The following is a 12183-nucleotide window of genomic DNA, read 5'->3' as shown; positions in this document are numbered from 1 at the left end:
GTTTTGAGGTGGCCAATTACCTAATTTTCAGGGAAAAAGTGCCTAAATTTCCCCCCGATCACTCCCATATCCAGTACTTTTTGATTGACAAAAGGTCTAAAAGTCTTACCCAACAAGGTTTTTAGATTTATTCAGCCAGCCTTAGTTAATGCCTCCCTAATTTTTTAGGGCCGCGGGGGTAATTCTGAGGCTAGTTTGGCCACAATTGTGGGTTTAAGTTGCTCGAGTTTCTGTTTTAACATCCACTTGCTAGTTTGTGGGCTGCCAACCTGGGCCAATTGACTATCTATCACCCATTGCCGCAAAATTTGGCATTGATTGGGGGGAATATTAGCGGTGATCACATTTTCACAGATAAGGCCGCCTTCGAGGGAGAAAAATAAAATCCAGTATTGACCGGTTTCGGCGAGGGTTTTGGTCATTTTTTGACCTTGGCGGGTTTTTAAGTCCAAATAACAGGGCAACCAGCGCGGTCCCCATTGACGATGATAGAGGAGAGTAATCCAGAGAAGCATCGGGTGGGGTGTGGGTAAAAAGAGGAATTTATTATAACGGACACTAGCAACCCGGACGGCGATATCCTCTCGAGCCAACATTACCCATAAACTGGCAAAAACGCCGTCAGCAGCCCGGAGACAGCGTGAGAAGACAATTTTTTGGCGCGGTTTATCCTCGGGCCAACTGGACTTGAGACAGATAACCCTCGCATTAGCAGCAGAAACAATGGTTTGATTTAAATCATCAAGGGGTTTGATTTTGCTGGTGTAATCGTTGGTTTTTTTGACTATTTCATTTTTGACTAGGGGTTCAAGTCGTTCGAGACGTTGTAGTATATCTGTAACACTTTGCGGGCGATCGCCGGGTGCTTTGGCCAAGCAGCGCAGGATTAACTGTTCTAATTCTGGCGGTAATTGCAAGCTAGAATTAAAGGAACGGGGTTCGGCGTAGTGGTGAACCTCATACCAACCGCCAAAGGAGGGATTATCGGGAAAAACGGGCGTTTCTCCCGTGATCATCTCGTACATCATAATCCCAAAACTGTAGATATCGGAACGATGATCGAGTTCTTTACCTTCCATCTGTTCCGGGGAACAATAGGCTAAGGTTCCCATAAACGATTGGGTTTGGGATTCTCCCGATTGGATGAGTTTAGCGATGCCAAAATCGAGAATTTTCACCAATTCCCCTAATCCTGAGTCCTGAATCACCATAATATTGCTTGGTTTGATGTCCCGGTGAATAATCGGACACATCTCTCCTTGGAAGATAATACCCTTATGGGCGCATTCCAGGCCGAAACAAATCTGACGGGTGAGATTGAGAAAGCGCGGGAGGGGCAGCGGCTGATGTTTGATGATTTCACTCATGCTCTCCCCCTGCAAAAATTCCATGACGTAGAAGGGGACTTCCTTGTCATCTACACCATAATCACGAACTTTAACAATATGAATACTTTTTTCGCTTAAAAGTGCCGAAATAGTCGCCTCTCGCTCGAAACGCTCACGCATTCTTTTGTTGAGGAGAGTTTGCGAGAGGAATTTCACGGCGACGGTTACGCCACCTAATAGTTTATCTTCTGCTCGATATACTTGTCCCATGGCACCGCTACCGATCAACTCGACCAGTTGGTATCGATTGGCAAGTAAGCTCCGATGTCTAGATTCTGCTGACATAGCTAGGCTACCTTTTTAATTATAGTGAGTCTGGTGGAGAGAGTTTCGGTTCTTCGTTGCTTGGTATGGTTCAATAGGGTAGCATAAATCGACTAAATCCTTATCTGGCAAGAGACTTAATTGATTAGCTCGTTCTAGATCGAAAACAATTGGCAAAAATCGCCGCAATGTCTTTCTAGATCAGGGTTTCATCCCTTATAACCCCCGTCCATTACATAACACAAACCGAAGAACCAGAATTTCTTAAAGAACCGATGCAATTGGTGGTTGATCGAGAGGACTTAATCTTAGAATGCCCTTTTTTTCGGCTAAAAGCATGATTATTAAGATATATTTTCAGGTATTTTTAGTCATTGCCCCTTGCCTAATTAATTTTTGTGGGTTGAAAAAATGAAAAAACTCAGTATAAAGTAGCACAAAATCTCTAAATAGACCATTTTATCGATTATTATTCGTTCTTAATTATCCTGCCTACTGACTCCTAAACAGATGCTACACTGAGAATCCCTAACCCCTGTAAAACTTTTTTGCCGAAAGTGACCGATCTGGGTAATAATTCTTTAATAAAGATTTGTAAACTTGAAAATGATTATCCCTTCGCAGTGCTAGAGATTTAATGAGACGACTAATTGCGATCGAAAAAGCTCTGCTCATCGGTCATATTGTATCGATGGCTTTTGGACTAGCCGGATTGTTGCTAGTTGTGCCCCATCCCGAATTTGTGGCCAATTTACCAGATTTTGGCAAAACCTTCTTTGCTTGGTCAATGGCTGGGGGGGGTGTGGTGTATATGGTTTTAGGAATGGCAGCGGTGGCTGTTTATGCCTATCGGACTCTAGGAGTGTGGCACTGGTTAGGATTCATGGTTCCCGCTATCAGTTTATCCCTTTGTAGCGAACTATTAGGAACCAGTACCGGCTTTCCTTTCGGTCATTATCGTTATCTTTCGGGCTTAGGTTACAAAATTGCGGGTTTAGTCCCCTTTACTATCCCCCTATCTTGGTTTTATCTCGGTTTTAGTGCCTATATTATCGCTCGTGTTGGTTTATCCACTCTTGCTTTACCCCAATGGCTACAAAATCTAGGAGCGATCGCGATCGGGGCGGTATTATTAACTTCATGGGATTTTGTCCTAGATCCGGCCATGAGTCAAACTACCATCCCCTTCTGGATTTGGGAACAACCGGGGGCCTTCTTTGGGATGCCCTATGAAAATTTTGCCGGTTGGTTCGGTACAGGCTGTGTTTTTATGACGGTAGCCACTTTAATCTGGCAAGCGCAACCGGTGAAACTGCCAAGTCAAGATTTAACCCTGCCTTTTGTGATGTATTTAGGTAATTTTGGCTTTGCTACGGTCATGAGTATCGGTGCTGGTATTTATCCGCCGATTTTCTTAGGATTACTCACCGGTATTCTGCCTTTAATCCTTCTCTATAATCGCGCCAAGGCTGTTGCTTCCCGACAAACAGTGCCGACAAGCGAAGTAACAACCCTAAAAATCCCCGTTGTTTCGGTGAGAGGAGCCAAATAAGTTGTTAACTGAGATCATTCTCGGTGCATTCTGCCTGGGGCTACTGCTGTCTCAGGCTGTTGCCTTTTTTATCCTTCTTTCCCGTCTGCTGAAAGGGGCGCGTCGTCGTCCTCCCCTGACTCCCCAACCTCCCACTCCAGAGATGTTAGGGACGGTAAGCGTGATTGTGCCGACGTTAAACGAAGTGGCCAGGATTGACGGTTGTTTACGGGGATTGACTCAACAGAGTTACGAAGTGCGAGAAATTCTGATTGTCGATAGCAATTCCCAAGATGGTACGCGGGAAAAAGTTAAAGAGATAGCGGCAAAAGACCCCCGCTTTCGCTTGAAAACCGATTATCCTTTACCCCCAGATTGGGTAGGTCGTCCCTGGGCGTTACACAATGGTTTTTTGTTTAGTTCCCCTAAAAGTGACTGGATTTTGGGCATTGATGCCGATACGCAACCCCAAGCTAATTTAGTGGCTAGTTTAGTGAAAGCTGCGATCGCAGAAGGTTATGATTTAGTTTCCCTGTCGCCGCAATTTATCCTCTCCTATCCGGGGGAATGGTGGTTACAGCCGGCTTTATTGATGACTTTGCTCTATCGTTTTGATTCCGCCGGGGTGCGAGAACAAGATCCCGAAAGAGTGATGGCCAATGGTCAATGTTTTCTCTGTCGGCGGTCAGTTTTAGCGGCTTTAGACGGTTATAGCGGGGCAAAAGGTTCTTTTTGCGATGATGTCACCCTCGCCCGTCTAGCGGCAACTAAAGGCTATCGGGTGGGATTTCTCGATGGGGCGAAGTTAATTCGCGTGCGGATGTACGAAGGACTTCGGGAAACTTGGCGCGAATGGGGCAGATCTCTGGACCTCAAAGATGCCTCCTATCAGGGGCAATTATGGGGAGATTTAGCTTTATTGACCTGTACTCAGGGATTACCGATAATTATCACTCCCTTGCTTGTAACGGCTTTTAATTTCGGCTACGATTTCCTCAGTTTAAAAATTCTCCTCGCTTTAAATCTGCTGCTGTTATTGATTCGTTTTGCCCTTTTATTGGCCGTCTCTCCTAGTTACTATCGCGGCGAAAAAGTCAATCTATCTTCAGGACTATTTTGGCTATCTCCCCTAGCGGATCCGCTGGCAGTTATCCGCATTTTTATCTCTGCTTTCACCCGTCCCCAAAGTTGGCGCGGTCGAGTGTATTAAAAATGTTAGGGTGAAGGCCCTCAGTTTCGTAGAAACCCAACTTTAAGGGTTTCTTTTATGAAGTTTGCCTTAGATTTTCTCCTTTTTATTTTAACGGTTTTCAAGATAAATTAGGCTTTTAGTCATCACCTAAAATCATGGCTTCGACTTCCTGTTTAGCTTTTTCAGCGTTGCTGAATCAAGGTAGGAATGGCAACTGTGCATCGTATCCAAAAGTCAGTTTGAGTCTAGTTTTTAAAAATCCCACAAAAGAAGATTCATATCTCAAATCAGCAACGCCTTTTTTTATTCCTTCTTGAATTAAACTCATAAGCGTCTGATGGCCGATTCATTTACTGAGATAGAGAAATTATAATATTAACAGGGTATTTCAGACAACCCAAAAAAGTGAACTTGAGCATCTGTTCAAAAGCAATTACTGTTTAGCCCGTTAAAACTGAGGAATATGATTAAAAAGATGACGCATGACCACAAACTCCCAACAAAATAACGAATAGCCATAACCCTGCTGCTCCACCGTCCTCATCTGAGCCTGTAAACCCTTTAAGGAAAAATCAGGATTCCAACCCGCGTATAAACCCACCCCCACCGGCACATACCGGGAAGCTGTCGCCAGTCCCGAACCCGAAAGACTTGCCGCCACCTGATTGGGAGTTTTCCGATAGATCTGTAAGACCACCTCATCCACAATCCCTTGACGCACCCAAGCCAACCAATTTTGATTATATTTATTCACCGCAAAAGAGTGAGGATTAGGTGAAAGACTCACCACCAACTTGGGATTAATCGCCTTGACATGATCATGTAACTTGCGGGTTAAATTCGTTAAAGCTTGACTTTTATTACCAAAAACACGGGGAACTGCCCAATGATCATCTAACTGAATCCCCGCCAAATCTTTTTCTTTTAAAATATCTTCCATATTCCCCAAAAGATAGGCTTGTACCTGCGGATTCGCCGGATCTAACCAGACATTGGTTTCCACCACCGTCTTCCCTGCGGGCGTTTTTAATAGCCAATCCGGATGCTTTTTGGCAATGGGATCATTAGGGGATAACATCAAACCATACTCAAACCAAGCAAATGGTTTCAAACCCTGCCGTAAAGACTCCTTAACCGCTGCCCTCCAGGGATTGATCAACGGCGGCACAAACAACCAATTCGTCGGACGTTGGGTAGTCGGATAAAGCGTTCCCCCAAACCCATAAACACTAAAATATACCCGGTCATAACCCGATCGCGAAAGATGATTTAACACCTCATCTAAGGACGTAGTATGATGTAACAATATCGTGCCAATATTGGTTAACCAAACCCCCTTCATCTGCTCATTTTCCACTGCCTTTCGGGGAGCCGCTCGGTGAGTAACCAACAACAAAAAAGCCACTCCAGCAACAATCCCAAACCTCTTTAGGTACTTGCTAAACTTAACCATGATTGCCGATTAATCCCACCAAGATATTTGATAATAGTATTATTTTAGTCCGATTTTTAATATTCAGTTCCTCATAGGCAACAGCAAGCCCTATTTAGTTATACCAAATCTGGTTATTAAAAACTGATTATCATTGAACTGGAAGATAGATATCGGGTGTATTAGGCTGTCCTAACACACCCAGAAAAGATTTTAGGGAAAATTAACCGACTACACAGAGAATATCCGATGCGTGAGTAGCGGTATTCACTTTGTCATCTACATGGCTAATTTTGCCTTCTCCATCGATGATATAGGTGACGCGCTTAGAATAGCCACCACCATCGACATCATAAGCTTTGGTGATAGCACCATTGGTATCTACTAGCAATTGGAAGGGTAAACTGTATTTTTCTTTAAATTGTGCATGGGAACCTTGGTCATCCCTGCTCACCCCGAAGACTACTATTTCCTTGTCTTGGTATTGTTGGTAGTTATCCCGGAAATTTTGCGCTTGCTTGGTGCAACCGGGGGTATCATCTTTGGGATAGAAGTATAAAACTACGACTTTACCTTGAAAATCCGACAGGGAAACGGTTTTTCCAGTATCGTCGGTGGTGTTAAAGTTCGGTGCGATTGTTCCAACGGTTAAAGCCATAACTCCGATTCCTTTACAAAAGTTAATCTATATTGATCATAAGGGATGACGGTCAAAAACAGGGTGTCGGGTGTGGGGGGTAGGGTGTGGGGAGAGGGGAGAAGAAGCCAGAGCATTTGTACTAAAATTCCCCATCAGTTTAAATACAGTACAGCTGAGAAGACGAACAACAAACCTCCAGAATTTGTTTTAGGATAATATTTGTCAGCTAAGAGGGGGATAATATGAGGCCATTCTGGTTAAAAGTGAGAACTTTTGGGCAAAATATCTTAATCGGTTTGGGTTTAGTGCTATTAATCGGTTTTTATCACAGTATCATGGCCAAATCTGCCTCATTGATGATTGTTTATCCTCCCGATAATCATCAAACCACGGCCTCTAGAATCTTTTTTATTGGCTCTGCTCCTCCATCGGGCCAAGTTTTGCTCAATAATCAACCGATTCAACGCAGTGCTAAAGGATATTTTGCCCCTAGTTTTCCCCTACAAGTTGGCGAAAATAATTTCACTATTCGCTATCAAAACCAAACTATTAATCGCCAAATAATTCGTCGAGATACTCAGGCAGTTATTCCCCAAGAATTAGCTTTTGCTGATAACTCTCTCAGTCCTTCTGTCAATAAGACGCGGTTAGTGGGGGAATGGATTTGTTTTAGCGCGATTGCTACCCCCCAAGCACAGGTTTCTGTGCAGTTAGGAGATAAAATCCTACCTCTTTTACCCCAACCTCAAACCACAAAACTGCCTAGTAATGCCGCAGTTTTAACTAATCTCAATCAAGCGAAGTCCGAGGATAAAACTGGTTACTATCGAGGTTGTCAACAGTTTCAAAAAGAGGCTAACTTAGGAAAACCTATTTTTACAGCACAATTAAATAATCGATCAATTAGCCAACAAAGTCAAGGAGAAATTAACATTATTAGCGATCAAAATTTACCAGTGATTGAAATTATAGTTGCGGAAGGGGTAGCGCGCACGGGACCGGGTAGTGATTATTCCCGCTTAACTCCTTTACCCCAAGGCACAAAAGCGAGAGTCACCGGGAAAGAAGGGGATTGGTTACGGTTAGATTATGGTGGTTGGATTTTAGAGCGAGAAACCCGTTTAATAGTTAATGAGGTCTTGGATAATGCTAATATTCGCGGTCTCTCTTCTCGAAGTATCAATCAAGCAACAGAAATTATTTTTCCCCTCTCCCATCCTGTACCGATCGCCGTGGCACAAGAAGATGATAAATTTATTTTGACCCTTTATAATACCATTGCCCAAACCGATACAATTTTTCTAGTGGATAATCCTTTAGTTAGACGTTTAGATTGGCGACAAATCAACCCGACCACGATAGAATACACTTTTAATCTTAATCAAAAACAACAGTGGGGTTATAGTCTTCGTTACCAGGGGACAAATTTAATCTTAACCCTGCGTCATCCTCCGGGAAAAAGTGCTAATTTACAGGGCAAAGTTATTTTATTAGATCCCGGACACGGAGGTAAAGAAACCGGTGCAGTCGGTCCGACGGGTTACACAGAAAAAGAGATTAATTTGCTTATGTCTAAATTAATTAAACGGGAGTTAGAAAAATTGGGGGCAACAGTTTATTTAACCAGAGAAACAGACATTGATCTATCCCTACCAGCACGAGTAGAGATGATTAATAATCTGCAACCAACCCTAGCGCTATCGGTTCACTATAATGCTTTACCCGATGATGGAGATGCCTTAAATACTCAAGGAATTGGCATATTTTGGTATCATCCCCAGGCAGCGGATTTATCGGTTTTTCTCCACGATTATTTAACCAAAAATCTTAACCGTCCTTCCTATGGAGTATTTTGGAATAATTTAGCTTTAACTCGTCCCTATAGTAGTCCTTCATTGTTATTAGAGTTAGGATTTATGAGTAATCCTCAAGAATTTGAATGGATTACCGATACTCAGGCACAAAAACAATTAGCGCAAGTTTTAGCCGCCGGAATTAGCCAATGGTTTCAACAATCTGGGGTAATTGCTTCCAGTTAAGATTTAATGGCAATCCGAGGGAGATAAGCTTAAATCTTTGTGAAAAATCAAGCCCTAGCTGGAAAGCCAGTGATAGGATTTTCTGGAGTTTTTATTTTAGTCTGAGGAAATTAAATCAAGTTCATGGAAAAAATGTTACCAGTGAACAGCAATCGGACAAAATAACTGCTAGATTACAAGGTATAGTCCATCGCTCCCTAGTAGATATTCAAACAGCGATCGCTCTGTGAAAAAAATCTCTGGATGAGCAAACAAATAAAGATAGTTTACCTGAAAATTTGCCAACAGTTCACACCCTTATAGACAACTTAATCGCTGCCCCCCTGATTAAGGGGGGATTAAGGGGGGATCAATTGCCCACCTCAAGGTTGGGGTGGTCCAATTAAATCCCACTCCTGTTATTATTCTCCTCTACCCATGGCTAACTCTTTATATATCAGCACGACGGCAACGGGAAGCGGTAAAGCGTTAGTAGCTTTAGGAATTATTGACTTAATTCTCCGCAAAACTAATAAAGTGGCCTTTTTCCAGCCAATTGTTCTCGACTGTTCCGAAGGTCATCGGGACGAAGACATTGACTTAATCCTCAATTATTTTAAATTAGAACAAACCTACGAAGAATCCTTCGGTTTATGTTACGAAGAAGTTAAGGATTTATTGGTACAAAAAAAATTTGATGAAATCATCGAAAGAATTATCAAAAAGTTTAAAAATTTAGAAAAAAAATATGATTTTATCCTCTGTGAAGGTTCCGATTATCTGCAAGAAAATTCCGCCTTTGAATTTGAACTAAATACAGAAATCGCCAAAAATCTCGGCCATCCCATCTTAATATTAGGTAATGCCCACCATCGCAGTATCGAAGATGCCCTTAGTCCGATCCTGATTTCCTGCGACACCTACCAAGATAAAGGTTGTACGGTGATTGGGATTATTATCAATCAAGCAGAAGAGGAAAAAATAGACGAATTACGGAAAAGCCTGACTAGAATTTTTCCCCCCCAAGAATATGCCCTAGGAGTGATTCCCCACAATGCTAAACTTAGCAGCCCGCGAGTGGCAGAAATCGCCCAACAATTACAGGCAAAAGTTCTCTACGGACAGCAGAGATTAGATAGTTTAGCTAGTAACTTTCTGGTGGTGGCCATGCAGATGCAAAATGCCCTAGAGCGGATAAAGGAAGATAGTTTAATTATCACCCCTTGGGATCGCGGCGATGTGATTATCGGGATGTTACAGGCCCACCAATCGGCCAATTATCCCCAATTAGCTGGTATAGTCTTAACAGCAGGTCATAGTCTCAATCCTTCGATCGCCCGTTTAATTGAAGGTTTGCCCGATCCCTTACCGATTCTCTCCGTCACCACCGATACCTACACCACGGCCGAACGCATCCATCAAGTGCGGACTACCCTGACCTCGACGGACTACGATAAAATTAACCTCAGTCTGCAGCTTTTTCACAATAACATCAATCTCGATCGCCTAGAAGCGCAAATTCGCACTTTGCGGACCCAGGGGATTACCCCGAAGATGTTCACCTATAATCTCGTACAACAGGCCAAAGCGCAAAAACGTCACATCGTTTTGGCCGAGGGGACTGAACCGCGCATCCTCCAGGCAGCCACAGTTTTAATCGAACAGGATATCGTCGATTTAACCCTCTTGGGACAACCGGACGAGATCGCAATGGTGATTAAAAAACATGGTATCACTCTCGATCTCGATCGCCTGCAAATTATTCACCCCGTAGCTAGTCCCCATTTTGAAAGCTATGTGCAGACCCTCTACGAAGCGAGAAAAGCCAAGGGAATGAATCTGGATCTGGCCCGGGATTATGCACAGGATGTCTCCTATTTTGCCACTTTAATGGTGTATCAAGGCGATGCTGATGGTATGGTATCGGGGGCAGTGCATACAACTCAACACACAATTCGGCCTGCACTCCAGATTATCAAAACTAAGCCCGATTGTGCGATCGTCTCCTCGGTCTTTTTTATGTGTTTAGAGGATCGAGTCTTGGTCTATGGGGATTGTGCGGTGAATCCCGACCCCAGTGCCGAGGAATTAGCCGAAATCGCCCTATCTTCTGCCGAAACCGCCCAAAAATTCGGAATTGAACCGCGAATCGCCCTGCTTTCCTATTCTTCGGGTCAATCGGGCCAGGGAGAAGACGTGGAAAAAGTACGACAAGCGACCAAAATCGCTAGGGAAAAACGCCCCGATTTGAAGCTAGAAGGGCCAATTCAGTACGATGCAGCCGTGGATAAGGAAGTAGCCGCCCAAAAAATGCCAGGGTCAGAGGTGGCGGGCCAAGCGACGGTGTTTATTTTTCCTGACCTGAATACAGGTAATAATACTTATAAAGCCGTGCAGCGGGAAACGAAAGCTTTAGCCATTGGTCCAATCCTACAGGGATTAAAAAAACCCGTCAATGATCTCAGTCGCGGTTGTACCGTTCCCGATATTATCAATACGGTGGTAATCACGGCCATTCAATCCCAATCTTTTTGAGTTATCGTCATTTCATACTAAATCCGTTGAGTATAGGCTACTTATAAGGACAGGCACTCATGCAAAAGGGGGAATAAATAATCAGTTTTTAATAACCGGATTTAGTATTGTTTGAACGTCCCTCTCCATTGAAAGTTCAAGTATGAACATTGCCGCCAATTTCAGTGGTTCTGGTCTTACTCTCGCGCCAGGAACTTACTGGGCAGACTACCAACTAACGGGGCTGTCACCGACAGGCGGTACAACTGCTTTTACTCCTTTTCTAATGCCAACTTCAGGAGGAAATCCCGTAACTCTAACTGGAAATGCACGGCAGTTTAACCCCACGGCTGCCCCAAATGCTTGGATTACCATCAGCACTGGTACTCCGGCTCAAGGGGTTTCTCTTCCCTTAACCGTAACAGGACAGAAAGTTCCCGAACCTAGTACCGTTCTAGGATTGGGACTGTTAGGCTTGGGTGCATTGGTTCTTAAAGCCAAAGCCAGACAGTGATAAGGCTTAATTGCCATAGAAAACGGGTTTCTTCAAGAAACCCGTTTTCTGGAATAAGAGGCGATCCCTAGAGATTGCTAACTCGCGCTAAACTAGATCAAGATAATTGACTTCCAATCAATTCAAAGCAAGGACAAACCCATGAAATATCGCGTCTTAATTGAGCAAGATGAAGATGGCATTTATGTGGCTGAAGTTCCCTCCCTACCCGGCTGTATTTCTCAAGGCAATACCCGGGAAGAGTTACTCGCCAACATTCAGGAAGCAATTGCTTTATATCTAGAAAGCCTAGAAGCGCACAATGAACCGATTCCACCACCAGTTTCTGAGGAACTGGTAGAGGTTGAATTATGAGTGAACTTCCTCCTATCGCTGGTCGCCAAGTGGTTAAAGCACTGGGCAAGATTGGCTACGAATTAGATCGGCAGCGAGGAAGTCATCGAAAATTTGGGTCTGAAACCCCGTCGTTCTACGACGGCTTTACCGTTAAATACTAGCGCATTTACCAAATATATGCTAAAATGTGAGACATGGAAAAAGCTTATTCTTACCGATTTTACCCCACACCAGAACAAGAGTCGCTATTGCGGCGCACTTTGGGCTGTGTAAGATTAGTTTACAATAAAGCTCTCCATGTCAGAACACAAGCATGGTACGAAAGACAAGAAAGAGTAGGATATACTGAAACTT

Annotated in this window: 11 protein-coding genes and 1 pseudogene; 8 read left to right on the top strand and 4 right to left on the bottom strand. The window is 43.6% G+C overall.

Annotated features, from left to right (window positions below):
- Positions 1 to 164: 164 nt before the first annotated feature.
- The gene (locus tag IM319_RS11310; protein ID WP_287735660.1) at positions 165 to 1673 is read right to left on the bottom strand and encodes a serine/threonine-protein kinase; all 1509 of its coding nucleotides are present in this window, start codon (positions 1671 to 1673) and stop codon (positions 165 to 167) included.
- Positions 1674 to 1688: 15 nt separating this feature from the next.
- A pseudogene (locus IM319_RS11305) lies at positions 1689 to 1872 on the bottom strand (hypothetical protein).
- Positions 1873 to 2289: 417 nt separating this feature from the next.
- Here IM319_RS11305 and cruF point away from each other — a divergent pair.
- Together cruF and cruG are read left to right on the top strand one after the other, a co-directional pair.
- A complete protein-coding gene (gene cruF, locus IM319_RS11300; RefSeq protein ID WP_286825599.1) occupies positions 2290 to 3204 on the top strand; it encodes a gamma-carotene 1'-hydroxylase CruF in 915 nt (304 codons plus the stop codon).
- Between the two features lies 1 nt (position 3205).
- Positions 3206 to 4393, top strand: a complete 1188-nt coding sequence (gene cruG, locus IM319_RS11295) for a 2'-O-glycosyltransferase CruG (RefSeq protein ID WP_287735658.1) — start codon at positions 3206 to 3208, stop codon at positions 4391 to 4393.
- 430 nt (positions 4394 to 4823) lie between these two features.
- Here cruG and IM319_RS11290 read toward each other — a convergent pair whose 3' ends face one another.
- A complete protein-coding gene (locus IM319_RS11290; RefSeq protein ID WP_287735656.1) occupies positions 4824 to 5828 on the bottom strand; it encodes a glycoside hydrolase family 10 protein in 1005 nt (334 codons plus the stop codon).
- 202 nt (positions 5829 to 6030) lie between these two features.
- Positions 6031 to 6465 (bottom strand): peroxiredoxin, encoded by a 435-nt coding sequence (locus IM319_RS11285; protein ID WP_287687121.1) that lies wholly within the window; start codon positions 6463 to 6465, stop codon positions 6031 to 6033.
- 224 nt (positions 6466 to 6689) lie between these two features.
- On the opposite strand from IM319_RS11285, the gene IM319_RS11280 reads away from it, so the two are divergent.
- The 6 genes from IM319_RS11280 to IM319_RS11255 form a co-directional block, all read left to right on the top strand.
- On the top strand, positions 6690 to 8486 hold the full coding sequence (locus tag IM319_RS11280; protein ID WP_287735654.1) for an N-acetylmuramoyl-L-alanine amidase: 1797 nt from the start codon (positions 6690 to 6692) through the stop codon (positions 8484 to 8486).
- Between the two features lie 417 nt (positions 8487 to 8903).
- Positions 8904 to 11000 (top strand): phosphate acetyltransferase, encoded by a 2097-nt coding sequence (gene pta / locus IM319_RS11275; protein WP_287735652.1) that lies wholly within the window; start codon positions 8904 to 8906, stop codon positions 10998 to 11000.
- Positions 11001 to 11142: 142 nt separating this feature from the next.
- Positions 11143 to 11493, top strand: coding sequence for a PEP-CTERM sorting domain-containing protein (locus tag IM319_RS11270; protein ID WP_287735650.1), 351 nt, complete (start codon positions 11143 to 11145; stop codon positions 11491 to 11493).
- Positions 11494 to 11634: 141 nt separating this feature from the next.
- A complete protein-coding gene (locus IM319_RS11265) occupies positions 11635 to 11847 on the top strand; it encodes a type II toxin-antitoxin system HicB family antitoxin (protein WP_286825589.1) in 213 nt (70 codons plus the stop codon).
- Positions 11844 to 11990 carry a type II toxin-antitoxin system HicA family toxin gene (locus IM319_RS11260; protein ID WP_286825588.1) on the top strand — a complete coding sequence of 49 codons (147 nt, stop codon included), beginning with the start codon at positions 11844 to 11846 and terminating at the stop codon, positions 11988 to 11990. Before IM319_RS11265 ends, IM319_RS11260 begins: the two co-directional genes overlap by 4 nt.
- 33 nt (positions 11991 to 12023) lie before the next feature.
- Positions 12024 to 12183: helix-turn-helix domain-containing protein (locus tag IM319_RS11255; protein ID WP_287735662.1), on the top strand; the 160-nt coding region annotated here is incomplete at its 3' end.

Source organism: Microcystis sp. M113S1, from assembly GCF_020246945.1.
Classification (GTDB): domain Bacteria; phylum Cyanobacteriota; class Cyanobacteriia; order Cyanobacteriales; family Microcystaceae; genus Microcystis.
This window is presented reverse-complemented; position numbering and strand designations above follow the sequence as displayed.